The sequence below is a fragment of the Micromonospora sp. NBC_01412 genome (assembly GCF_045040215.1).
GTDB classification, from domain to species: domain Bacteria; phylum Actinomycetota; class Actinomycetes; order Mycobacteriales; family Micromonosporaceae; genus Micromonospora; species Micromonospora rubida.
In genome coordinates, this window is sequence record NZ_CP109528.1 from 4,621,166 (window position 1) to 4,643,596 (window position 22,431).

The 22,431-nt window shown below is 74.6% G+C and carries 23 protein-coding genes; 14 read left to right on the top strand and 9 right to left on the bottom strand.

Annotated features, from left to right (window positions below; all coding sequences use genetic code 11):
* Positions 1 to 7: 7 nt before the first annotated feature.
* The 3 genes from leuD to OG617_RS21160 all read left to right on the top strand — a co-directional run bounded on the left by leuD (position 8) and on the right by OG617_RS21160 (position 3,651).
* Positions 8 to 595, top strand: a complete 588-nt coding sequence (gene leuD, locus OG617_RS21150; RefSeq protein ID WP_405094773.1) for a 3-isopropylmalate dehydratase small subunit — start codon at positions 8 to 10, stop codon at positions 593 to 595.
* Between the two features lie 172 nt (positions 596 to 767).
* Positions 768 to 1,460 carry an HU family DNA-binding protein gene (locus tag OG617_RS21155; RefSeq protein ID WP_405094774.1) on the top strand — a complete coding sequence of 231 codons (693 nt, stop codon included), beginning with the start codon at positions 768 to 770 and terminating at the stop codon, positions 1,458 to 1,460.
* 142 nt (positions 1,461 to 1,602) lie between these two features.
* Positions 1,603 to 3,651, top strand: a complete 2,049-nt coding sequence (locus OG617_RS21160) for an endonuclease/exonuclease/phosphatase family protein (RefSeq protein WP_405094775.1) — start codon at positions 1,603 to 1,605, stop codon at positions 3,649 to 3,651.
* 112 nt (positions 3,652 to 3,763) lie between these two features.
* On the opposite strand, the gene OG617_RS21165 is transcribed toward OG617_RS21160, so the two are convergent.
* The 4 genes from OG617_RS21165 to cofC all read right to left on the bottom strand — a co-directional run bounded on the left by OG617_RS21165 (position 3,764) and on the right by cofC (position 7,988).
* On the bottom strand, positions 3,764 to 4,642 hold the full coding sequence (locus OG617_RS21165) for an NUDIX domain-containing protein (protein ID WP_405094776.1): 879 nt from the start codon (positions 4,640 to 4,642) through the stop codon (positions 3,764 to 3,766).
* Positions 4,643 to 4,657: 15 nt separating this feature from the next.
* Positions 4,658 to 6,874 (bottom strand): RNA degradosome polyphosphate kinase, encoded by a 2,217-nt coding sequence (locus tag OG617_RS21170; protein ID WP_405103863.1) that lies wholly within the window; start codon positions 6,872 to 6,874, stop codon positions 4,658 to 4,660.
* A gap of 224 nt (positions 6,875 to 7,098) precedes the next feature.
* Positions 7,099 to 7,296 carry a cold-shock protein gene (locus OG617_RS21175; protein ID WP_405094777.1) on the bottom strand — a complete coding sequence of 66 codons (198 nt, stop codon included), beginning with the start codon at positions 7,294 to 7,296 and terminating at the stop codon, positions 7,099 to 7,101.
* Positions 7,297 to 7,331: 35 nt separating this feature from the next.
* Positions 7,332 to 7,988, bottom strand: a complete 657-nt coding sequence (gene cofC / locus OG617_RS21180) for a 2-phospho-L-lactate guanylyltransferase (RefSeq protein ID WP_405094778.1) — start codon at positions 7,986 to 7,988, stop codon at positions 7,332 to 7,334.
* A gap of 121 nt (positions 7,989 to 8,109) precedes the next feature.
* Here cofC and OG617_RS21185 point away from each other — a divergent pair, with 121 nt between their 5' ends.
* The 4 genes from OG617_RS21185 to OG617_RS21200 all read left to right on the top strand — a co-directional run bounded on the left by OG617_RS21185 (position 8,110) and on the right by OG617_RS21200 (position 11,930).
* On the top strand, positions 8,110 to 8,853 hold the full coding sequence (locus OG617_RS21185; protein ID WP_405094779.1) for a lysophospholipid acyltransferase family protein: 744 nt from the start codon (positions 8,110 to 8,112) through the stop codon (positions 8,851 to 8,853).
* On the top strand, positions 8,850 to 9,857 hold the full coding sequence (locus tag OG617_RS21190; protein ID WP_405094780.1) for an NAD(P)H-dependent glycerol-3-phosphate dehydrogenase: 1,008 nt from the start codon (positions 8,850 to 8,852) through the stop codon (positions 9,855 to 9,857). Before OG617_RS21185 ends, OG617_RS21190 begins: the two co-directional genes overlap by 4 nt.
* 7 nt (positions 9,858 to 9,864) lie before the next feature.
* Positions 9,865 to 10,980 carry a cystathionine gamma-lyase gene (locus tag OG617_RS21195; protein WP_405094781.1) on the top strand — a complete coding sequence of 372 codons (1,116 nt, stop codon included), beginning with the start codon at positions 9,865 to 9,867 and terminating at the stop codon, positions 10,978 to 10,980.
* A gap of 158 nt (positions 10,981 to 11,138) precedes the next feature.
* Entirely contained in the window at positions 11,139 to 11,930 is a 792-nt protein-coding gene (locus OG617_RS21200; protein ID WP_405094782.1) for a putative protein N(5)-glutamine methyltransferase, read from the top strand.
* A 271-nt stretch (positions 11,931 to 12,201) separates the two neighbouring features.
* On the opposite strand, the gene OG617_RS21205 is transcribed toward OG617_RS21200, so the two are convergent.
* Together OG617_RS21205 and OG617_RS21210 are read right to left on the bottom strand one after the other, a co-directional pair.
* Positions 12,202 to 12,402 (bottom strand): DUF397 domain-containing protein, encoded by a 201-nt coding sequence (locus tag OG617_RS21205; protein WP_405094783.1) that lies wholly within the window; start codon positions 12,400 to 12,402, stop codon positions 12,202 to 12,204.
* A gap of 4 nt (positions 12,403 to 12,406) precedes the next feature.
* On the bottom strand, positions 12,407 to 13,252 hold the full coding sequence (locus tag OG617_RS21210) for a helix-turn-helix domain-containing protein (protein ID WP_405094784.1): 846 nt from the start codon (positions 13,250 to 13,252) through the stop codon (positions 12,407 to 12,409).
* A 229-nt stretch (positions 13,253 to 13,481) separates the two neighbouring features.
* Here OG617_RS21210 and OG617_RS21215 point away from each other — a divergent pair, with 229 nt between their 5' ends.
* From OG617_RS21215 to OG617_RS21225, 3 genes are all read left to right on the top strand, one after another.
* Entirely contained in the window at positions 13,482 to 13,685 is a 204-nt protein-coding gene (locus tag OG617_RS21215) for a hypothetical protein (RefSeq protein ID WP_405094785.1), read from the top strand.
* Positions 13,682 to 13,897, top strand: a complete 216-nt coding sequence (locus OG617_RS21220; protein ID WP_350888482.1) for a hypothetical protein — start codon at positions 13,682 to 13,684, stop codon at positions 13,895 to 13,897. The genes OG617_RS21215 and OG617_RS21220 overlap by 4 nt, the downstream gene beginning before the upstream one ends.
* Before the next feature lie 479 nt (positions 13,898 to 14,376).
* Entirely contained in the window at positions 14,377 to 15,474 is a 1,098-nt protein-coding gene (locus OG617_RS21225; RefSeq protein WP_405094786.1) for a D-alanine--D-alanine ligase family protein, read from the top strand.
* A 43-nt stretch (positions 15,475 to 15,517) separates the two neighbouring features.
* Here the strand turns inward: OG617_RS21225 and OG617_RS21230 are convergent, their stop codons facing one another.
* Positions 15,518 to 16,168, bottom strand: a complete 651-nt coding sequence (locus OG617_RS21230) for a DUF3515 family protein (protein ID WP_405094787.1) — start codon at positions 16,166 to 16,168, stop codon at positions 15,518 to 15,520.
* Positions 16,169 to 16,402: an Lrp/AsnC ligand binding domain-containing protein gene (locus OG617_RS21235; RefSeq protein ID WP_161687828.1), complete on the bottom strand. Its 234-nt coding sequence runs from the start codon at positions 16,400 to 16,402 to the stop codon at positions 16,169 to 16,171. It lies immediately after the preceding gene.
* Positions 16,403 to 16,584: 182 nt separating this feature from the next.
* Here OG617_RS21235 and OG617_RS21240 point away from each other — a divergent pair, with 182 nt between their 5' ends.
* Both OG617_RS21240 and OG617_RS21245 read left to right on the top strand, forming a co-directional pair.
* Positions 16,585 to 17,523: a thiamine-phosphate kinase gene (locus OG617_RS21240; RefSeq protein WP_405094788.1), complete on the top strand. Its 939-nt coding sequence runs from the start codon at positions 16,585 to 16,587 to the stop codon at positions 17,521 to 17,523.
* 28 nt (positions 17,524 to 17,551) lie between these two features.
* Positions 17,552 to 18,019: a GNAT family N-acetyltransferase gene (locus OG617_RS21245; protein ID WP_405094789.1), complete on the top strand. Its 468-nt coding sequence runs from the start codon at positions 17,552 to 17,554 to the stop codon at positions 18,017 to 18,019.
* Positions 18,020 to 18,115: 96 nt separating this feature from the next.
* Here OG617_RS21245 and rpmB read toward each other — a convergent pair whose 3' ends face one another.
* Positions 18,116 to 18,307 carry a 50S ribosomal protein L28 gene (gene rpmB, locus OG617_RS21250; protein ID WP_007456456.1) on the bottom strand — a complete coding sequence of 64 codons (192 nt, stop codon included), beginning with the start codon at positions 18,305 to 18,307 and terminating at the stop codon, positions 18,116 to 18,118.
* Between the two features lie 177 nt (positions 18,308 to 18,484).
* On the opposite strand from rpmB, the gene OG617_RS21255 reads away from it, so the two are divergent.
* Positions 18,485 to 20,101 carry a DAK2 domain-containing protein gene (locus tag OG617_RS21255; protein WP_405094790.1) on the top strand — a complete coding sequence of 539 codons (1,617 nt, stop codon included), beginning with the start codon at positions 18,485 to 18,487 and terminating at the stop codon, positions 20,099 to 20,101.
* Entirely contained in the window at positions 20,098 to 22,353 is a 2,256-nt protein-coding gene (gene recG, locus OG617_RS21260) for an ATP-dependent DNA helicase RecG (protein WP_405094791.1), read from the top strand. Before OG617_RS21255 ends, recG begins: the two co-directional genes overlap by 4 nt.
* Positions 22,354 to 22,431 lie beyond the last annotated feature (78 nt).

Consider the following 22,431-nt stretch of genomic DNA (forward strand, 5'->3'; position numbering starts at 1 on the left):
GCGACAGATGGACAAGTTCACCGTGCACACCGGCACCGCCGTGCCGCTGCGCCGTTCCAACGTGGACACCGATCAGATCATCCCCGCCGTGTACCTCAAGCGGGTGACCCGGACCGGATTCGCCGACGGGCTCTTCAGCGCGTGGCGGGAGGACCCGGCATTCGTGTTCAACGATCCGGTGTATTCGGGCGGGTCGATTCTTGTGGCCGGCCCCGAGTTCGGTACGGGGTCGTCTCGGGAGCACGCCGTCTGGGCGCTGCGGGACTGGGGGTTCCGGGCGGTGATCTCGCCCCGGTTCGGCGACATCTTCCGCGGCAACGCCCTCAAGGAGGGTCTGCTGCCGGTTGAGTTGGAATTGAAATCCGTCGAGGAGTTGTGGCGCCTCGTCGAGTCCGACCCCACCACCGCCGTCACCGTCGACCTGGCCTCCCGCGAGGTCCGGGCGGGGGACGCCGCCTGGTCGTTCCCCCTCGACGACTTCAGCCGCTGGCGGCTGCTGGAGGGGTTGGATGACATTGGACTCACGCTCCGCCACGAAGCCGACATCACCTCGTACGAGCGCGGCCGGCGGCCGTTCCTGCCCGCCGTGGCATAGCCGTACGCCCGATCCAGCATCGCTTTCCGCCCCCACCGGCCCGCCCGGTGGGGGCGAATCCGTTACGACACAAGGCCTTTTTTCCACCGAATGTTTGTGTCCAGGCAGCACAGGGCATACCGTGCGCGCAGAATGGCTCGCGTCGAGTCAGTTGCACAATCGGGAGGAAGTCGTGAACAAGGCCGAGCTCATCGAGGCGCTCGCCGTTCGCCTGGGGGACCGGAAAACGGCGACGGCCGCGCTCGACGCGGTTCTCGCTGAGGTCCAGGCGGCGGTCACCAAGGGCGAGAAGGTGGCGATCACCGGATTCGGAGCGTTCGAGAAGCGCGTCCGGGGAGCCCGAACAGCGCGCAACCCGCGAACCGGCGAGGCGGTGAAGGTCAAGAAGACAGCCGTCCCGACCTTCCGGCCTGGTGCCGGGTTCAAGGAGATGGTGGCCAGCGGCAAGGTGCCGAAGGCCACGGCGGCGGCGAAGAAGACCGCCACGGCCGCCACCAAGACCACGGCCGCCAAGGCAACCGGGGCCAAGCCGACGACCGCGAAGGCCACGACGGCCAAGGCGGCGGGCGCCAAGGCCACCGGTGCGAAGGCGACCGGGGCGAAGGCCACGACGGCCAAGGCGGCGGGTACGAAGGCCACGGGAGCCAAGGCCACCGCCGCGACGAAGAAGGCGGCCCCGGCCAAGGCGACCAAGACGACGGCGTCCAAGGCCGCCACCAAGAAGGCCGCCCCCGCGAAGAAGACCGCGGCGGCGACCAAGTCGACCGCGGGGAAGAAGACCACCGCGGCGTCGACCAAGAGCGCGGCGGCCAAGAAGGCGCCGGCGAAGAAGTCCCCGGCCAAGAAGGCGGCTACCAAGCGCTGACCGGCCGAACCGTCGGAAGGGGCGCCCATCGAACCGGTGGGCGCCCCTTCCACTTGTCCGGGTACGGGTTTCGGCCCGTTGACCGATGGCATGCGGCGCGCGCAGAATCGCCGGACCCCCACCGGTCGGCGAAAGGCAGCCCGTGCGCTACCGCCACCTCCACACCGCCACGCTCGCCCTGGGCATCGTCGTCCTGATCGACGTGCTGCGGGTCTTCCTCCCCTCGGTCATCACCATCTTCGGGCAGGCCGCCACCACCCCCGCCGAACTGCTGGGAGCGTTCGCGCTCGGCTGGTTCGTGCTCGCCCTGGCCTTTCCCGCGCTGCTGCGCCGGCTGGGCACCCGCCCGGTCACGCTGGTCGCCGCCGTGGCGCTGGCCGGCCTCCGGCTCGCCCTCACCGCCGCCCCGGGCGGCCGGGCACAGCTCTGGCTGGCCACCGCAGGCCTGGTGGCCGGGCTGCTCTGGCTGGCCGGCACCGCGGCCGGCACCGACCGGCCGGTACCGGGGCTGGCGTCGGGGCTGGCCCTCGGCGCGGTCGTGCACGCGGGGCTCGGCACGTACGACCTGGTCTGGCGGGGTGGCTGGGCCGGGTGGGCCGGCAGCGTCGTCCTCGTGGGACTCTTCCTGGCCGGGACGGCCCGCCCCGCGCCGCCGGTGGAACCGGGCGGCGGTGCCCGCGCGTGGCTGCTCGCCGGCCCGGCGCTGCTGCTGACCGGGATGGTGGCGCTCTCCCCGGCGCTGGCGGAGACGGGGTCCTCCTACCGGCGTGGCCCCGGCGACGGCCTCGCCAGCTCGGCGGCGGCCGGTGACGTCTCCGCCCTGTTCAGTTGGGCCGTGGCCGTCTTCCTGTTCGCCGCGCTGGCCCGGCCGCCGCGCGGGCATGCGCGGCTGCTCGGCCCGCTCGCGCTTGTGCTCGGGGCGGTGCTGTTCGCCGCCGGGGAGCCGGGCTGGCTGGGGCCGGCGGTCCTGCTGACCGCCGCCGGCGTCGGCGCGTGCCTGAGTCTCGCCGGGGCCGCCGCCCCGATCGCCGCCACCGCCGTTCCCGATCCTGCCGGCGCCTCGGACGCCTCCGCCTCCGTCGAGCCCCCGGCCCCTGCCGGGGCCGCAGCCTCCGCCGAGTCAGCCCCCGCCGGTGTCTCGGCCCCCGCCGTCTCGGCCTCCGCCGGGGCCCCGGGCCGGCCCGCCCGGTCGCCGCTCGCGGCGGTGCTGGGCATGTTGCTCTTCGCCGTCGCCGCCGTCGGCTACTACGCCGCGTACGACCTCGGCTACCCGAACGCGGCGGTGCCGGTCGCCGTGGCCGGCCTCGTCGCCGTCGTGGCGCTCGCCCCGGCCCTCCGGGGCGGGACGGCCGCGCCGGCCAGGGCGGCGTCGTGGGCGTGGACGAGACCCGTCGCCGCGGTCTCCGGCCTGGTCGCCCTCCTCGCGACGAACCTGCCGGCAGCCGAGGTCGCCCCGCTCCGGCCCGGCAGCCCGCCCGCCGACGTGCGGGTGGTGGCGTACAACGTGCGGATGGGGTTCGGGCTGGACGGACGGTTCGACCCGGACGGGCTGGCCAGGGTGGTCGCCGCCGAGCGGCCCGACGTGGTGCTGCTGAGCGAGGTGGACCGGGGCTGGCTGCTCAACGGCGGCCACGACACCCTCACCCTGCTCTCGGCGCGGCTGCGCATGCCGTACGTCTTCGCGCCCGCCGCCGACCCGCTGTGGGGCGACGCGGTGCTCAGCCGGTTCCCGGTGGAGTCGGCCCGCAGCGAGCGGCTGGCGGCCCTCGGCGCGCCCACCGGCGCCCAGGCGCTCGGCGTCACCCTCGACCTCGGCGGCGACGCGCGCCTCGCGGTGGTCGCCACCCACCTGCAACCGCCGCCCGGCCGGGAGCCGGTGGCGCAGGCCCGCGCCGTGGCGCAGTTCGCCCTGGGGTACGCCGACGGCCGGCCGCTCGTCGTCGCCGGTGACCTGAACACCGAGCCGGGCGCCCCGGCATACGCGGAGTTCACCCGCGCCGGGCTGGTGGACGCGCTCGCCACGGCCCGTCCCCTGTTCACCAGCCCGGCCGACGACCCGCGCGAGCAGATCGACCACGTCCTGGTCTCGCCGGGCATGGTGGCCGGTGGACCTGTGGCGCCGCGCAGCACCGCCAGCGACCACCTGCCGGTGGCAGTCACCCTCACCCTGCCGCCCACCGCCACCGGCTGACGCCCGAGCCGAATGCCGCCGGCCGCGCCCTTCCGTCAGAGGGCCACCGACTGACGCCCGAGCCGAATGCCGCCGGCCGCGCCCTTCCGTCAGAGGCGGTCGGCTGGCGCCATCACAGGGGATCGGCGGCGAGGAGGCGGTCGGCGGCGAACGCGAGCAGCCAGCCGCCGCCCTTCGGGGTGGTGAAGTCGTCGGCGCGGCCGGTGAGGCGTTCCAGGGCCCCGGGGATCACCTTGCCCTGGGTGCACACCCCGGCCATGGCCCCCTCGGCGGCCAGCTCGGTGAGGCAGGCCGCGACGGCCAGTGCCCGCTCGTCCGGGTCCTGGCCGGGCTGCGGCTCGTCGAGGTCGCCGGCCACCTCGATCGGCAGGTCCAGCAGGGCCGCAGCCGGGTCCAGGGTCTGCACGCAGCGGCGGGCCGAGGCCGACAGCAGCCGAACCGGGCGGACCAGGGCCACCAGGGGCGCCAGGGCGTGCGCCTGCGCCCAGCCGGTGTCGTCGAGCGGTCGGCAAGCGTCCGGGCCGGACCAGGTGCCGCGCCTGCCGGCGTGGGCGTGCCGGACCAGCGCCACCGTCGCGGTGACCGGCGGCAGGGCGGCGAACGCGGCCAGCACCTCGGCGTCGTGCGGGTAGCTGACCAGGCTCGTCGCCTCCCCGGCGGGGAGCCAGCGGATCCCGTCGACCTCGGTGTCGGGTTGGAAACCCCCGTCGGCGACCGCCAGCATCGACCAGTAGTCGACCGCCTTCGGCCGGCCCTCGCTGCGGTACCGCATGGTGGGCAGCCGGACCTGGGGCACCGCCCGCACGTCGGCCTCCTCGGCGACCTCCCGGACGGCGGCGGACAGCGGGTGCTCGCCCGCCTCCAGCTTGCCCTTGGGCAGCGACCAGTCGCCGTACCGGGGGCGGTGCACCAGGCAGACCAGCACGTCGTCTCCGTCCGGGCGCCAGACGACCCCGCCCGCCGCCCGGATCATCCGTTCCCCCTCCGACATCCGCTCAGCCTAGGCTCAACCGGGAGTGCCGCCGACGCGGCGCAGCAGCAGGTCCTGCAGATGGGTCAGCGGACCGTCCGGCGTCCCCGTCCGCCGGGTCCAGGAGCCGTCCCCGGCCAGCTCGAACGCCTCCACGTCGGGGCTGAACGCCGCAGCCAGCACGTGGTCCAGCTCGGCCCGGGCCACCGGGTCGCTCACCTGCACCAGAGCCTCCACCCGGCGGTCCAGGTTGCGGTGCATCAGGTCGGCCGAGCCCATCCAGAACTCCGCTGCCCCGTTGTTGCCGAACCGGAAGATCCGGGAGTGCTCCAGGAACCGGCCGAGGATCGACCGGACCCGGATGTTCTCCGACAGCCCCGGCACCCCCGGGCGCAGCGTGCACATGCCCCGGATCAGCAGATCCACGTGCACCCCGGCCCGGGACGCCCGGTAGAGCGCGTCGGTGACCTTCTCGTCGACCAGCGAGTTCACCTTGAACTGCACCAGCCCCGGCATGCCGAGCCGGACGTGGGTGATCTCCCGCTCGATCCGCTCGATCAGCCCTCGCCGGATCCCCTGCGGGGCCACCAGCAGCCGCCGGTACGCGGTCTGCCGGCTGTAGCCGGTGAGCACGTTGAACAGGTCGGTGAGGTCGGCGCCGATCTCCGGGTCGGCGGTCAGCATGCCGAAGTCCTCGTACAGCCGGGCGGTCTTCGGGTGGTAGTTCCCGGTGCCGATGTGGCAGTAGCGGCGGATCTGGTTGCCCTCCTGGCGTACCACCAGGGCGGTCTTGCAGTGCGTCTTGAGGCCGACCAGGCCGTACACCACGTGGCAGCCGGCGCGCTCCAGCGTGCGCGCCCAGCCGATGTTGGCCACCTCGTCGAACCGGGCCTTCAGCTCCACCAGCACCACCACCTGCTTGCCGGCGGCGGCCGCGTCGACCAGCGCGTCGACCATCGGGGAGTCGCCGCTGGTGCGGTAGAGGGTCTGCTTGATGGCCAGCACGTCCGGGTCGGCCGCCGCCTGCTCGACGAAGCGCTGCACGCTCGTCGCGAACGAGTGGTACGGGTGGTGCACCAGCACGTCCCCGTCCCGCAGGGTGGCGAAGACGCTGCGCGGCACCTCGCCCTCGGTGAGCCGGGGGTGGGTGGCCGGCACGAACGGCGGGTCCTTCAGGTCGGGGCGGTCGGCGTCGCCGTAGAGCTGCCACAGGGCGGACAGGTCGAGCAGGCCGCGGACCCGCAGCACGTCGTGGCCGTCCATGTCCAGCTCGCGGACCAGCAGCTCCAGCATGTGGTCGGAGATGGAGGCGGCCACCTCCAGCCGTACCGGCGGGCCGAACCGGCGGCGGGCCAGCTCCCGCTCCAGGGCCTGGAGCAGGTCTTCGTCGCGGTCCTCGTCGACCTCCACCTCGGCGTTGCGGGTGACCCGGAACAGGTGGCACTCGACCACCTGCATGCCGGAGAAGAGCTGCTCCAGGTGCACCGAGATCAGCTCCTCGACCGGGAGCACCCGAACCCCGGGGGAGTCCCGGTCGACCCGGACGAACCGGGGCACGTTGTTCGGCACCTTGACCCGGGCGAACAGCTCCGAGCCGCCGTCGGGGTCGCGGACGGCGACGGCCAGGTTCAGCGACCGCCCGGAGATGTACGGGAACGGGTGCGCGGGGTCGACCGCGAGCGGGGTGAGCACCGGGAAGATGTGCTTGCGGAAGTAGGTGCGCAGCCGCTCCCGCTCGGGCGCACCCAGGTCCGACCAGCGCAGGATGCGGATGCCCTCGGCGGCGAGCTTCGGCAGCACGTCGTCGACGGAGCAGGCGGCGTGCCGGCCGACCAGGTCGGCGGTCCGCTCGGTGATCAGCTCAAGCTGGGTGCGCAGCGGCAGCCGGTCCCCGCCACGCACCGGCAGCCCCGCCGACAGCCGGCGCTTCAGCCCGGCCACCCGGACCATGTAGAACTCGTCGAGGTTGCTGGCGAAGATGGCCAGGAACTTCGCCCGTTCCAGCAGCGGGGTGCGAGGGTCCTCGGCCAGGGCCAGCACCCGGGCGTTGAAGTCGAGCCAGGACAGCTCCCGGTTGAGGAACCGGTCCTCGGGCAGCGGCTCCGGCGGCGTCGGCTCATCGGAGTCGGAGTCGGAGTCGGAGTCGGGCGCGGACGCGGGCCGTACCGCCGCCGTCGGCTGCTCCCTGGGCGCGTCGAGCACCTCCTCCAGCCCGGTGGAGGCCGCCCCGGCGGCCGGGCCGGGCACCGCCAGCTCGTCCTCGGCGGTCTCCCGGGGACGGAAGCGGCCGTCGACGCCGCGCTGGCGGGACCCGTTGCGGGCGGGCGTGGGGTCGATGGGTTCCCGCCCACCGGTGGGGCGGTCGTCGACGGGTGGGTGGTCGTCGGTGGACGGGCCGGTGGGATGCTCGCGAGGGGTGCTCACCCGCTCATAATGTCCCGGAACGGGTTAACGCAAAATGAACTTGGGCGGCTAGCTCACGGCATCGTCGGCAACGTCACCCGGACGATCTCCCCGGCGGCGTCGGTCTCGATCCGGACCCGCTGGCCCAGCCGGAGCAGCCGCAGCCCGGAGGCGTCGAACGCCCGGGCCGGGAAAGCCAGCTCGGTGCCGTCGTCGAGGAGCAGCGCGCCGCTGCGCGTCGCCGCGTCGTAGGTGGCCACCGTGCCCTGCATGGCAGCACCGTACACCCCGCGCCGGGCCGGTCGGGTCAGCCCGGGTGGGCGGCCGGCCGGTCGACGCAGGCCAGGGCTGCGGTGCGCGGTCCGAGCCCCAGCCGGGCGGCGGCGGCCAGGTCGGCGGCCGTGTCGACGTCCTGGCGCAGGGTCAGCCAGTCGCCGGTCAGCGGCAGCGCGCCGCTGGCCAGGTGAGCCGCCGCCGAGCCGACCCCGAACCGGGGGTCCAGTGGCACGCCGGGCGGCGCGGCGAGCAGCACGGTGCCGCTCCCCGGGGCGTCGGCCACGAACCGGCGTACCCCGGGAAGGCCTGCGGTGGCCGCGTCCAGCGCGGCGTCCAGCTCGGCCGGGCGCAGCGCCGGCAGGTCCGCGGTGAGCCCGGCCACCCACGCCCAGCCGCCGGCGGTCGCGACCTCGGCACCGTGCCGGAAGGCGGCGTTCAGGCCGGCGCCCGGCGCGTCCGGCACGGCCCGCGCGCCCGCCGCGCCGGCCATCGCCGCCACCAGCGGGTCGTCGGTGACCACCACCACGGCGGCCACCGCCGGGCACGCCCGCACCGCGGCGACCGTGTCGGCCGCCAGGGCCAGCGCCAGCTCCTCGTGGGGTACGCCGGACAGCGCCCCGCGCAGCCGGCTCTTCGCCGCGCCGAGGCGCTTCACCGGCACCACCACAGTCCAGGTCCGTTGCCGCACGGCACAATCCTGCCAGCCGGGCGGCAGTACCCGCACTGGCCGTACCCGGGGCGAGCAGGCATGATTTCGCTGCGGGCGGCGCGGGCGGGTGCGGCGCGGGTCGGGGCTACGAGGAGGCAGGGTGACACGGCGCAGGCTGGGGTTCTGGCAACGGTTCGCCGTGGTGCTGGTGAAGCCCGTGATGATGGTCTGGACCCGGCGCACCTGGCGGGGCATGGAGCATCTGCGCGGCCCCGGCGGAATCATCATCGTGCCGAACCACCTCTCGCACGCCGACCCGCTGGTCTCCGCGCACTTCGTCTACGACGCCGGGCGCTGGCCGCGGTTCCTCGGCAAGGCCAGCGTCTTCCGGGTGCCGGTGGTGGGCTGGATCCTCCACAGGTGCCGGCAGATTCCGGTGGAGCGGGGCACGGCGGACGCCGTCAAGTCGCTGGACACCCTGGTCGCCGCGCTCTCCGAGGGGGGCGCGGTGGTGATCTACCCGGAGGGGACCACCACCCGCGAGCCGGAGCTGTGGCCGATGAAGGGCAAGACCGGCGCCGCCCGGCTGGCGCTGGCCACCGGCGCCCCGGTCGTCCCCGTCGTCATGTGGGGCCCGGAGAAGCTCTTCGACCCGCGGACCAACCGGTTCAGCCTGCGGCCCCGCATCCCGGTGACGGTGGTCGCCGGTCCGCCGGTCGACCTGAGCCGGTGGGCCGGCTCGACGCCAACCAAGGCCACCCTGGAAGAGATGACCGAGGCCATCATGCTGCGCCTGCGTGACCAGCTCGCCGAGATCCGCGGCGGGACGCCGCCACCGCTGTGGGAACGGCCGGCCAGCCCCGCCGTCACCCGCTCCCTGCCGGACGAGGGGGGTGCGGCGTGACCGGCCACGTGGCCGTGCTGGGGGCCGGCTCGTGGGGGACGGCGTTCGCCAAGATCCTCGCCGACGCCGGCCGGGACGTGACGATCTGGGCCCGACGGCCACCGGTGGCCGAGGCGATCCGGTTACGTCGGCACAACCCGGAGTACCTGCCGGACCTGCGCCTGCCGGAGCGGATCACCGGCACGGCCGACGCCGCCGAGGCGATCACCGGCGCGGAGATCGTGGTGCTGGCCGTGCCGTCGCAGACGTTGCGCGGCAACCTCGCCGAGTGGACCGGCCACCTGCACCCGGACTCGACGCTGGTGTCCCTGATGAAGGGCATCGAGCTGGGCACCACCAAGCGGATGAGCGAGGTGATCGTGGAGACCGCCCGGGTCACCCCGGACCGGGTGGTGGTGGTCTCCGGCCCGAACCTCGCCCCCGAGATCGCCGCCGAGCAGCCCGCCGCCACCGTGGTCGCCGGCACCGACGACCGCCGCGCCCAGCTCGTCCAGTCGTCGATCCGGACGCCGTACTTCCGGCCGTACACCAACGACGATGTGATCGGCTGCGAGCTGGGCGGGGCCGTGAAGAACGTGATCGCCCTCTCGTACGGCATCGCCACCGCGATGGGTTTCGGCGACAACACCCGGGCGATGTTGATGACCCGTGGGCTGGCCGAGACCGCCCGCCTCGGGGTGGCGCTCGGCGCGGACCCGATCACCTTCGCCGGACTGGCCGGGATGGGCGACCTCGTGGCGTCCTGCTCGTCGCCGCTGGCCCGCAACCGGACCTTCGGCGAGCACCTGGGCCGGGGGGAGACCCTGGAGCAGGCACAGGCGGCCACCCGGCAGACCGCCGAGGGCGTGAAGAGCTGCCTCGCCATCCGGGACCTGGCCCGCTCGCACGGGGTGGAGATGCCGATCACCGAGCAGATCGAGCGGATCTGCCACGAGGGGATGGACCCCCGGCTCGCCGTGGACGTGCTGATGAGCCGCACCGCCAAGCCCGAGTCGTACGAGTGAGGCCCGCATGAGCGCACCGACCAGCGACGGCGACGGCACCCGCTGCGTGCGGGCCGGCCTGCCCGAGCCGACCCCGGGGCAGCCGTTCCTGCCCGGGCCGGTCTTCGCCGCGACGTACCACCTCGACCCGTGGCAGGGGCCGGCGGCGACCCCGAACGGGTACGGCCGGCCGGACAACCCGACCCGCCGGCTGCTGGAGGCGGCCATCGGAGAGCTGGAGGGCGGCGACGTCCGGGCCTTCGCCAGCGGGCAGGCGGCCATCACCGGCCTGCTGCTGGCGCTGCTGCGCCCCGGTGACACCGTGCTGCTCCCCGCCGACGGGTACTACCCGATGCGGGCGTTCGCCACCGACACCCTCGCCGGGATCGGCGTGCGGGTGCTGTTCGCGCCGACCGCCGGGCCGTACCCGTCGTTCGACGGGGTCCGGCTGGTGCTGCTGGAGACCCCGGCCAACCCCGGCCTGGACGTCGCCGACATCGCCGCCCTGGCCCGGGACGCGCACGCCGCCGGCGCCCTCGTCGCGGTCGACAACACCACCGCCACGCCGCTCGGCCAGCGCCCGCTGGACCTCGGCGCGGACCTGGTGGTCGCCTCCGGCACCAAGGCCCTGACCGGGCACTCCGACCTGCTGCTCGGCTACGTGGCGACCCGTACGCCGGAGCTGCTCGACCCGGTCACCGCCTGGCGTACCGTCACGGGCGCGGTGCCCGGGGCGTTCGACGCGTGGCTGGCGCACCGCTCGCTGGCCACCCTCGACCTGCGGCTGGCCCGGCAGTCCGCCAACGCCGAGGCGCTGGCCCGGCTGCTCGCCGGACGCCCCGACGTGACGGGCCTGCGCTGGCCGGGCCTGCCCGACGACCCCGCGTACCCGGTGGCGGCGGCGCAGATGCGCCGGGTGCCCGGGGTGCTCGCGTTCGACCTGGGCGACGCCGAGCGGGTCGGCCGGTTCGTCGACGCGGCCCGGCTGGTGGTCGCGGCCACCTCGTTCGGCGGCCTGCACACCACGGCGGACCGTCGGGCCCAGTGGGGCGACGACACGGCCCCCGGCTTCGTCCGGCTCTCCTGCGGGGTGGAGGACACCGCCGACCTGCTCGCCGACGTCACCGCCGCCCTGGACGCCTGAGCGGAAGGCCCTCGCCCAGCACGCCCGCAGCGGGCCCCGACCGGAGGAGGTGAGTCCGATCCCCCAGCAAGTAGGACCGGCGCTCCGCCCCGGGTTCGTGCCGTCGCAACGGTAGGCCGCCCACGGGAGCGCCGACGAGCGTTCCCCGGAGGCTTCACATGACGTCCATCCAGTTCCATCCCGACCGTCCCGCCCTCGTGTCCCGGCTGCGCGCCGCCGGCTGCGTCTTCGCCGAGGACGAGGCGGAACTGCTCATCGCCGCCGCCGACTCGGCCGAGCGGCTCACCGATCTGGTAGACCAGCGGGTCACCGGCCTGCCGCTGGAGCACCTGCTCGGCTGGGCTGAGTTCTGCGGCCTGCGGGTCGGTGTCGACCCCGGAGTCTTCGTCCCGAGGACGCGTACCGCGCTGCTGGTCTCGGCCGCGGCGGCGGTCACCCGACCGGGCGCGGCCGTGCTCGACCTGTGCTGCGGGTCCGGCGCAGCCGCGCTGGTCCTCGCCGGCCGGCTGGCCCCCCGCTGGCTGGCCGCCGCCGACCTGGATCCGGCCGCCGTGGCCTGCGCCCGGCGCAACCTCGCCCACCTCGGCGTGCCGGTCTACCAGGGCGACCTGTTCGAGCCGGTGCCGGTGCGGTGGCGGGGCGAGCTCGACCTGGTCGTGGCCAACGCCCCGTACGTGCCGACGGACGGGGTGGCGCTGATGCCGCCCGAGGCACGGCTGCACGAGGCCCCGGTGGCGCTCGACGGCGGGTCCGACGGGCTGGCCGTGCTGCGCCGGGTGGCCGAGGCGGCGGCGGACTGGCTCGCCCCGGGCGGGCACCTGGCCGTGGAGGTGAGCGTCGACCAGGTCGACGCGCTGTGCGCGACGCTGACCGGTCTGGGCCTGGTTCCCGCCGTGGTGCACGACGACGACCTCGACGCCACCGCGGTGACGGCCCGCCGCCCCGGCTGACCCGGCCCTTCGACGACGGCCCGTCGGTGCCGACCCCGTCGGGCCGGGCGTTGCGGTTGCCGGGGCGCGGGGTGTGGTGGTGGCCCGCTGCGCCCGGCGAACAGGTGTGGTGGTGGCCCACCCGCCGGCCGGCGGTGCGGACCGGGCGGCGGGTGGACCACGACGAGGGGCCGGCGGGTGCCGGCGGTGGTGGTGGCGGTGGTGGCGATGGTGGCCGTGGTGGCCGTGCCGGCCGGCCGGGGCGGGACCCCCCGGCCAGCCGGCACGGCGGTCAGGGGCGGGGCGGGGCCGCGGCGAAGGCGGTCCAGGCTGTCGGCGGGAAGATTAGCGCCGGGCCGGCCGGGTCCTTGGAGTCGCGGACCGCGATCGCGCCGGGCACGACCGCCATCTCCACGCAGGCACCCTCGTCGCCGCTGCGGCTGCTCTTGCGCCATCGCGCCGCAGCCAGTGCCGCGCTCGTCGTCGGGGTCATGGTCCTACCGTCCTTTCAGGATGCGGAAAAGCTGTTCCCGGCTGGCCTCGGGGCTGAGCGCGACCGTCCGTAGATGCTCCATGATCTTGGTGCAGGTGCGCAGGTCACCGGGCCGGTCCAGGACCATCTGCCCGGCCACCGTCTCCACCGACGCGATGATCGGATCCTCCGGGTCGGGGAACTCCAGAATGTGCAGCGAGCCCCGGGTGCCCCGGTGGTAGCCCGCGGCCAGCGGGATCACCTGGACGGTGATGTTGGGCAACTCGGACGTCTTGAGCAGGTGGCGCAGTTGCTCCTCCATCACGCTCCCACCGCCCACCGGGCGCAGCAGCGCGCCCTCGTCGATGATCGCGTCGAGGATCGGTGGATTCTCGTCGGTGAGCCGCTGCTGGCGGTCGAGTCGCAGGTGGACCCGCTGTTCCACCTGGTCGTCGCTGAGGGTGTGCGGGCCGCCCCGCATCACCGCCCGGATGTAGTCCGCCGTCTGCAACAGGCCGGGCACCACGGACGGCTCGAAGTTGGCGATGCCGGTCGCCTCCGCCTCCAGCGCGATGAAGTCGATGGTCCGCCGGTCCAGCAGGTACGAGTAGGACACCCACCAGCCCGGCTTGCGGGCGTCCTTGGCGAGCTGGATGGCCGCGGCGAGTTCGTCGGCGCCCACGCCGTAGAGGGTGAGCAGGGCGCGCACCGTGGCCGGGCTGATTAACGTCTGGGCGTTCTCGTACCGGGACAGGGTGCTCCGGGTGCTGTTGATCTCGTCGGCGGCGGCCTCGAGGGTGAGGCCGGCGGCCTCCCGGTGGGTGCGCAGCGCGATGCCGAGCCGTCGGGCCCTGGCGGTCTTCGGTGCCATGCCATTGATGGTGACACACATCTTCGGGAACGTGTACATGAGAGAACGGCGATGAGAGTTGCATTCACGCCCATCCACATGTCAATGTGTGACCAGTTCCTCACCGCCGGTTGTCGTGGCGACGGCGGTGGTGAGTGACCGGAGGGGATGGGGCGCGTGGCGATCGGGTTTTCTCCCCCGTACCCGATCGCCGCGTGCCGCCACCCGGGACGCACCGGAAGGGAGTCGCATGACGGTGACCGCCTCCTGGCCCAGGGTGTCGCGGTGCCGCTGGTGCGCGCACCCGGTGCTCCGCGACAACGACAACGCGTGGATCCACGCGAGCCTGGCCTACGTGTGCCGAGATCGCTCGGGCGGCCTGGCGGCGACCACGGCGGAGCCGGAGCAGGCGTCGGCCCGGTCGGGTCGGGGCGGGGCTGGAGGGCTGCGATGACCCGGTTTTTGGTGGTGCTGACCGACGTCCGGCCCGTTGACGGGCCCGTCCGGGACGAGCGGCGCGCGCCGGAGCGGCGCCGTCAGGTGGTCGGCGCGAGCAGCCGGGAGGCGGCCGACCGGATCGCCGGCGCGTTCATGGCGCTGGGCATGGTGCGGGCCGGCCGGCAGCGGGTGAAGGTGATCGCGGTCGGCCGCCGTTACGGCCTCTGACCGCCGGCCGACCGACGACCGCCACCGCCCACCGCCGACCGCCGAGTGCCGAGCGTCCCGAGCGTCCTTTGGAGCTGAGTCGTCTGCGACATCACGTCCCGGCCAGGGGATGCGCTGCTCTCGGCCGTCCGTCCGGCCCGAGTCCTCACTCGTTGCCCTCGGGTCTTCGGTCCGGGGCGGCCGATGGGGTGAGTCGTCTGCGACATCAGCTCCAAAGGCTCCCGAATGCGCATCCTCGCCAGGAGTCGGGCGTGGGCAGGAGTCGGGCGTGCGCAAGATGCGCAAGAGGCGTGCGGGCGAGCCGTGCGGGCGAGTAGGCGCGGGGCGAGCTGGTGCAATTACGCTGCGTGTAGGCGATGTTGACCGGTTGCGGTGTATTGCCGCTCTCCCCGGGTATCGGCATCCATGTCTCGCCACCCACAGTAAGGTCAACCGGTGAGCGCCACCAGCCTTGCAGTCGCGGACGAAAGGGTGACCGAGTGACCACCCCAGGCAAGACCCGTGTGGCCATCGTCTTCGGTGGCCGAAGCCCCGAGCACGGCATCTCCTGCGTCAGCGCCGGCAGCGTGCTCGGCGCGCTCGACCCGGACGAGTTCGAGGTGGTCCCCGTGGGCATCACCAGGGCCGGCAAGTGGGTGCTGACCAGCGGTGACCATCGCGACCTGGCGATCAGCGCCCGGCGGCTGCCGGAGATCACCGCCGAGGCCGGCGTCGACATCGTGCTGCGCGCCGACCCGACGGGCAACGGGCTGATGGTGCTCGACCCGACTCAGGGCCCCCGGGCGCTCGCCGACGTCGACGTGGTCTTCCCCGTGCTGCACGGCGCATACGGCGAGGACGGCACCATCCAGGGCATGCTGGAGATGGCCGGCATCCCGTACGTCGGGGCGAACGTCTTCGCCTCCGCCGCCGCCATGGACAAGGAGTTCACCAAGAAGCTCTGCGCCGCCGAGGGCATCCCGGTCGGGCCGTACGCCGTGCTGCGCAACGGGGTGACCCTCTCCGAGGAGGACAAGCAACGGCTCGGCCTGCCGGTCTTCGTCAAGCCGTCCCGGGCCGGTTCGTCGTTCGGCATCACCAAGGTCGACGACTGGGCCGACCTGGAGGCCGCCGTCGCAGTCGCCCGGGAGATCGACCCGAAGGTGCTGGTCGAGGGCGCGATCGTCGGCCGGGAGATCGAGTGCGGCGTGCTGGAGGACGAGGCCGGCGGCGGGGCCGAGGCGTCCCTGCTGGCCGAGGTGCGCGCCGGCGGCGAGCACGACTGGTACGACTTCGAGGCGAAGTACCTCTCCGAGCCCGAGTACGACCTCCCGGCACCCCTGCCCGAGCACGTCACCCGCCAGGTCCAGGAGTGCGCCGTCCGCGCGTTCGCCGCACTGGACTGCGCCGGGCTGGCCCGGGTCGACTTCTTCGTCACCCCCGAGCTGGACGTCTACCTCAACGAGATCAACACCATGCCGGGGTTCACCCCGACGTCGATGTTCCCGCTGATGTGGGCCGCCTCGGGGCTGGAGTACCCGAAGCTGGTCAACCGCCTGATCCGCACCGCCCAGCGGCGCGGCGTAGGCCTGCACTGAACCCCACATCCGGCCCGCTTCGCCGGGTGGGCCCGGCCCGCGCTCAGCCCGTGCAGCCGGCCGGGACGGTGCCGCCGGAGGGCACCGAGGCGACCACCACGTCGGAGATCGGGCTCACCCACTGCAGGGCCGACCCGTGCGCGTGGGGGACGGTGACCCGCACGGCGGTCTCCCGGTCGAGGGTGGTGAGCACGGTCGCGTCCGGCCCCTCGACCGCGTACCAGCAGACCTTGTTGACCACCCAGACGTCGTCGGTGGACCCGGGGGTGGGCTCGTCGCCGCCGCAGGCGACGGTGAGCGCCGGGTCGCCGTATGCGGCGTTCTGCTCGGGGCCGGCGGTGACCGGCCGCTGGCCCAGGCCCCGCACGGTCGACGGGAGCTGCGACGTCAGGGCGCGACACACGATCTCGGGCCGGTCGGGCAGCTTCGGGGCGGCCATCTCGACCGGCGCGGTGGACTGCGGCCGGGCGCTGGTCGCCGACGGGGCCGGCTCGGCGGCCGGGGTGCCCGGGGCGAGCTTGGCGAGGGTGAACCCGGCGACGGCCACGGTCACCGGAACGGCGATCAGCGTGGCCACCAGCGCCGCGCGCCGGTTGGCCCGGTCCCGGCGCGGCGGTCCCTGGGTCCGCCCGTCAGCCCCGTCGGTCCTGCCGGAACTGTCGGTCTTGTCGGAGGAGGAAGTGATCTCGTCCACTTACAGGCGCACCACCGAACATGTGAGGGTGCGGGTGATGCCGGGCACCATCTGCACGTTGCTGACGATGAGTTTGCCGAGCTCGTCGACCGTGTTCGCCTCGGTGAGCACGACCACGTCGTACGGGCCGGTGACGGCGTCGACGCGCACCACGCCGGCAAGGTCCGCGATCAGATCGGCCACGTCACGCGCCCGCCCGACCTCGGTCTGGATGAGGATGTACGCCTGTACCACGTCTCGACCTCCGTCCGTCGCCGCCCGAGGGCGGCCCGAAGGGTGAAACTACCCTACGGACCAGGTCTGATCCCTATCGGTGGCCAAGGAGAAGCGGTGAGCGAGCGCGACGGGCGCGACAGCGGGTGGGCCGCGGAACGGTTCCAGGCCCCCGGCGGGTACGGGCGCGACGGGGGACGGGCATGAGTGTGGCCGGGATCGGCGAGTTCGGGTTGATCGACCGGGTCACCGCCCGGCTGCCCCAGGGGGCGGCCTGCCTGCTGGGGCCCGGCGACGACGCGGCGGTGCTGGTCGCGCCGGACGCCCGCGTCGTCGCGTCCACCGATGTGTTGGTCGAGGGGCGGCACTTCCGGCGGGACTGGTCCAGCGCCCGGGACGTGGGGCACCGGGCTGCGGCGGCCAACCTGGCCGACATCGCGGCGATGGGCGGCACCCCGACCGCCCTGCTGGTGGCGTTGTGCCTGCCGGCGGACCTCGACCCGGCCTGGGCCGAGGAGCTGGCCGACGGGCTGGCCGCCGAGGCTGCCACGGTGGGGGCGAGCGTGGTCGGCGGAGACATGTCCGCCAGCCCGACGCTGACGATCGCGGTCACCGCCCTCGGTGACCTGGGCGGGCTGGCCCCGGTGCTCCGCTCGGGCGCCCGAGCGGGGGACGTGCTGGCCCTGGCCGGCCGCAGCGGGTACGCCGCCGCCGGGTACACCGTGCTGTCCCGGGGCTTCCGCACCCCGAAGCTGCTGGTCGAGGCGTACCGGCGGCCCGAGGTGCCGTACCCGGCCGGCCCGCACGCCGCCCGGCTCGGCGCCACCGCCATGATCGACGTGTCGGACGGGCTGCTGGCCGACCTCGGACACGTGGCCCGGGCCAGTGGGGTCGGCATCGACGTGCGCCGGGACGCCTTCGAGGTGCCCCGGCAGATGCGCGACACCGCCCAGGCGCTCGGGGTCGACCCGTACTCGTGGATCCTCAGCGGTGGCGACGATCATGCGCTGGCCGCGACCTTCCCCCCGGCGGTGGCGCTGCCCACGCCGTGGCGGCCGGTCGGCCGGGTGGTCGAGGGCGGTGGCGTGACCGTCGACGGCGCACCGTACGCCGGGCCGGCCGGCTGGGACCACTTCCGGTAACGGCTGGTCAGGGACGTACCCTTTACCGGTGAGTGAGATCGAGATCCGCGCGGCCCGCTTCGACTCGCCGGAGTCGCAGCGGCTCGTCCGGGCCGCCCTGACGGACCTGGGCCAGCGGTACGGGGGCAGCGGGGACGACACCCCGGTCGACGCCGTCGAGTTCGAGCCGCCGGGCGGGGCGTTCCTGGTCGCTTACCTGGCCGGGGAGCCGGTGGGGTGCGGCGGCTGGCGCAGCCACGGCGACGCCGGGGACACCGCGGAGCTGAAGCGGATGTACACCAGCCCCGTGGCGCGCGGACGGGGCGTGGCGCGGGCGGTGCTCGTGGCCGTCGAGCGGTCGGCGCGCGAGCACGGGCGCAAGCGGCTCATCCTGGAGTGCGGGGACAAGCAGCCCGAGGCGATCGCCATGTACACCTCGGCCGGGTACGAGCGCATCCCGAACTTCGGGTACTACAAGGACGCCCCGGGCTGCCTCTCCTTCGGCCGTACCCTCTGACGCCCCGCCCTCGCTCCGCCCGCAAGCGGACACGAAAAACCGGCGGGCCCTAGGGCCCGCCGGTTTTTCGGCGAAAGGTGGGTCGGCGCTACCGCGTCAGGCGCGGGTGACCTTGCCGGCCTTGATGCAGGAGGTGCAGACCTGCAACTTCTTGGTGTTGCCGCCACCGGCCGGGGTGCGCACCGACTGGATGTTCGGGTTCCAGCGGCGGTTGGTCCGCCGGTGCGAGTGGGACACGTTGTGGCCGAAGCCCGGTCCCTTGCCACAGACGTCGCAAACGCTAGCCACGGGATACTCCTGGGTCTTGAAAAACGTTCATGAGGTCACCACCAGGCGCTGCCCGGGCAACCTGGTCAGGTTACCCGATGCTCCCGTGCCTGGCCAACCGGCCCCTGTCGAGCGGACACGCCGGGACGGGACGGTCGGCCCGGGCGCGTGTCGGTGCGCGCCAGTAGGCTTCTCGCCGTGCTGGACACCCTCGACGCCGCCGCGGTGCGCCGCTGGTGCGCGGGCGGGTTGGCCGCGCTCCGCCGGCACCAGGGGGAGATCGACGACCTCAACGTCTACCCGGTCCCCGACGGCGACACCGGCACCAACCTCGTGCTCACCCTCACCTCGGCCCAGCAGGCCCTGGCGATGGACCTGGCCACCGTCGGCGACGGCGGGTCCACCCCGCACGGGCACGCGCTGCGGCTGATGGCGCGCGGCGCGTTGCTCGGCGCCCGGGGCAACTCCGGGGTGATCCTCTCGCAGATCCTGCGCGGCTTCGCCGAAGCCCTGGCCGCCGTGCCGGTGGTGCGGGGCCGCCAGTTGGCCGCCGCGCTGCGCGACGCCACCGCGGCGGCGTACGCCGCCGTCGCCCGCCCGGTTGAGGGCACCCTGCTCAGCGTGGTCGCGGCGGCGGCCGGGGCGGCCGAGTCGGCGGACAGCGACGACCTGCGCACCGTCGCCCGAGAGGCGGCCGGGGCCGCGGCCCGGGCCCTGGCGCGCACCCCCGAGCAGTTGCCGGCCCTGGCCCGCGCCGGAGTGGTCGACGCAGGTGGTCGGGGCCTGTGCCTGCTGCTCGACGCGCTGGTCGAGGTGATCACAGGGGAGAGCCCGGCCCGGCCGGCGTTCGCCCCGCGCGAGGCCCGCCAGCCGGCCACCGCCGCCCGGGAGACCGGCTCGGCGGAGTACGCGTACGAGGTGCAGTTCCTGCTCGACGCCGGGCCCGAGGCGGTCGCCGGGCTGCGGGAGACCCTGGCCGGGCTCGGCGACTCGCTGGTGGTGGTCGGCGACGGGGCCACCGATGCGGCGTCGACCACCTGGAACGTGCACGTGCACGTCAACGACGTGGGAGCGGCCGTGGAGGCGGGGGTGGAGGCCGGCCGGCCGTACCGGATCTCGGTGACCCGCTTCGCGGACCAGGTGGCCACGCCTGCCCCGGCCCGGGACGGCCGGGCGGCCGTGGTGGTCGCCTCCGGCGTCGGCATGGCGGAGCTGTTCGAGGGCGAGGGGGCGACGGTGGTGCCGGGCAACCCGTCCATCGGTGAGCTGCTCGACGCCATCCGGGCCACGGCGGCGGCCCGGGTGGTGGTGCTGCCCAACGACCCGAACACCCAGGCCGTGGCGAGCGCCGCCGCGCGGGAGGCGCACGCGCTGGGGGTGAAGGTCAGCGTGGTGCCGACCCGGTCGCCGGTGCAGGCGCTGGCAGCCCTCGCCGTGCGCGACCCGGAGCGCCGCTTCGCCGACGACGTGATCGCGATGGCCGAGGCCGCGGGCGCGTGCCGGTACGCCGAGGTCTGCTGGGCCAGCCGGGAGGCGCTGACGGTCGCCGGCCCGTGCCGCCCCGGCGACGTGCTCGCCCTGGTCGAGGGGGAGGTGCATCTGATCGGCGTCGACCTGGCCGACACCTGCGCCGCCGTGGTCGACCGGATGCTCGGCGGCGGCGGCGAGCTGGTCACCCTGCTCTCCGGCGCGGACGCCCCCGACGGGCTGGCCGAGGCCGTCCGCGAGCACATCGCCCGGCGCTGGCCGTTCGTCGAGGTCCAGACGTACCCGGGCGGCCAACCGCACTATCCGCTCCTGGTGGGGGTCGAATGACGACGTCCGAGCCGGCCACGGTCGACACGCCGCTGAAGACGCTGGTCGGGGACAAGACGGCCAAGGCCCTGGCCGCGCACCTCGACCTGCACACCGCCGGTGACCTGGTCTACCACTTCCCCCGTCGGTACGACGAGCGCGGCGAGCACACCGACATCCGCTCTCTGGACGTCGGCGAGCAGGTCACCGTCCTGGCCCAGGTGCAGAGAACCGCCGTGCGGCCGATGCGCCAGCGCCGGGGCAACCTGCTGGAGGTGACCGTCGGGGACGACTCCGGCGGCGTGCTCACCCTGACCTTCTTCGGCAACCAGGCGTGGCGGGAGCGGGAGCTGCGCCCCGGCCGGTGGGGCCTGTTCGCCGGCAAGGTCACCGAGTTCCGGGGCAAGCGGCAGCTCAACGGCCCGGAGTACGTCATGCTCGGCGACGGTGACGACGGCGAGGCCGCGGTCGGCGAGGAGGTCGAGGAGTTCGCCGGTGCGCTGATCCCGGTGTACCCGGCCGCGGCGGCGGTGCCGACCTGGGTGATCGCCCGCTGCGTGCGGGTGGTGCTGGACACCCTCACCCCGCCGGAGGACCCGCAGCCCGCCACCGTCCGGGCCGACCGCAAACTGGTCGGGATCGGCACCGCGCTGCGCGAGATCCACCGGCCGTCCAGCAAGGAGAACCTGTACCGGGCCCGCCGCCGGCTCAAGTGGGACGAGGCGTTCGCCGTGCAGCTCACCCTCGTGCAGCGCAAGCTCCGGGCCGCCGCCTGGCCGGCGAAGGCCCGGCCGCCGCGCGCCGGTGGGCTGCTCGACGCGTTCGACGCCCGGCTGCCGTACGAGCTGACCCCCGGCCAGCGGACGGTCGGCGCGGAGATCGCCGCCGACCTGACCGTCGCGCACCCGATGCACCGGCTGCTCCAGGGCGAGGTCGGCTCCGGCAAGACGGTGGTGGCGCTGCGGGCGATGCTCCAGGTGGTCGACGCCGGTGGGCAGGCCGCGCTGCTCGCCCCGACCGAGGTGCTCGCCGCCCAGCACCACCGGGGGATGCTCGACCTGCTCGGCCCGCTCGCCCGGGCCGGCGAGCTGGGTGCCGCCGACGACGCCACCCGGGTCGAGCTGGTCACCGGCTCGCTCGGCGCGGCAGCCCGCCGGCAGGCCCTCGCCGAGGTGGCCGGCGGCCGGGCCGGGATCGTGCTCGGCACCCACGCCCTGCTCTACGAGGGGGTGGACTTCGCCGACCTGGGCCTCGTCGTGGTCGACGAGCAGCACCGGTTCGGCGTGGAGCAGCGCGACGCGTTGCGCTCCAAGGCCGACCAGCCGCCGCACGTGCTGGTGATGACGGCCACCCCGATCCCGCGCACGGTGGCGATGACCGTCTACGGCGACCTGGAGACGTCCACGCTGTCCCAGCTCCCGCAGGGGCGCTCGCCGATCGCCTCCCACGTGGTGCCGGTCGCCGAGAAGCCCGCCTTCCTGGACCGGGCCTGGCGCCGGCTCCGCGAGGAGGTCGCCGCCGGCCACCAGGCGTACGTGGTGTGCCCGCGGATCGGCGATTCGGGGTCCGGGGCCGGAGCAGCCAACGCGGAGGCGCCGGACCTCGAACAAGGTCCGCAGAGCGAGGAGGAGCCGCCCCGCGAGGACGACAACGGCCGCAGGCCCCCGCTCGCGGTGACCGAGGTCGCCCCACTGCTCGCCGAGGGGCCGCTGCACGGGCTGCGGATCGGCGTCCTGCACGGGAAGCTGCCCGCCGACGAGAAGGACGCCGTGATGCGCTCCTTCGCCTCCGGTGACCTGGACGTGCTGGTCGCCACCACGGTCGTCGAGGTCGGCGTCGACGTGCCCAACGCCACCGTGATGATCGTGCTGGACGCCGACCGGTTCGGCGTCTCCCAGCTGCACCAGCTGCGCGGCCGGGTGGGCCGGGGCTCGGCGGCCGGGCTCTGCCTGCTGGTCAGCGAGGCGGCCGAGGGCTCCTCGGCCCGGGAGCGCCTCGACGCGGTGGCGTCCACCACGGACGGTTTCAAGCTCGCCGAGCTGGACCTGGAACAGCGCCGCGAGGGCGACGTGCTCGGGGCCACCCAGTCCGGCCGGCGCTCGCACCTGCGGCTGCTGTCGCTGAGACGCGACGCCGACCTGATCCGGGACGCCCGGGCCGAGGCGATCGCCCTGGTCGAGGAGGACCCGGAGCTGGAACGTCACCCAGCGCTGGCCGCCTCGGTGGCCGCCCTGGTCGACGAGGAACGCGCGGAGTACCTGGAGAAGGGCTGATCCCGCCCTGGGTGGGGATCGACTCCGGGTGGGGTGATCGACTCCCGGCGGGGCGCCGGGCGGCCTCCTGTCGGGCGG

Coding starts and splice junctions, on each gene's coding strand:
- OG617_RS21210 (WP_405094784.1), bottom strand. CDS start 13,252: ATGGCACCGAAGACCGCCAGGGCCCGACGGCTCGGCATCGCGCTGCGC.
- OG617_RS21200 (WP_405094782.1), top strand. CDS start 11,139: ATGACGTCCATCCAGTTCCATCCCGACCGTCCCGCCCTCGTGTCCCGG.
- OG617_RS21195 (WP_405094781.1), top strand. CDS start 9,865: ATGAGCGCACCGACCAGCGACGGCGACGGCACCCGCTGCGTGCGGGCC.
- OG617_RS21175 (WP_405094777.1), bottom strand. CDS start 7,296: ATGCAGGGCACGGTGGCCACCTACGACGCGGCGACGCGCAGCGGCGCG.
- OG617_RS21220 (WP_350888482.1), top strand. CDS start 13,682: ATGACCCGGTTTTTGGTGGTGCTGACCGACGTCCGGCCCGTTGACGGG.
- OG617_RS21165 (WP_405094776.1), bottom strand. CDS start 4,642: ATGTCGGAGGGGGAACGGATGATCCGGGCGGCGGGCGGGGTCGTCTGG.
- leuD (WP_405094773.1), top strand. CDS start 8: ATGGACAAGTTCACCGTGCACACCGGCACCGCCGTGCCGCTGCGCCGT.
- OG617_RS21240 (WP_405094788.1), top strand. CDS start 16,585: ATGAGTGTGGCCGGGATCGGCGAGTTCGGGTTGATCGACCGGGTCACC.
- OG617_RS21205 (WP_405094783.1), bottom strand. CDS start 12,402: ATGACCCCGACGACGAGCGCGGCACTGGCTGCGGCGCGATGGCGCAAG.
- recG (WP_405094791.1), top strand. CDS start 20,098: ATGACGACGTCCGAGCCGGCCACGGTCGACACGCCGCTGAAGACGCTG.
- OG617_RS21215 (WP_405094785.1), top strand. CDS start 13,482: ATGACGGTGACCGCCTCCTGGCCCAGGGTGTCGCGGTGCCGCTGGTGC.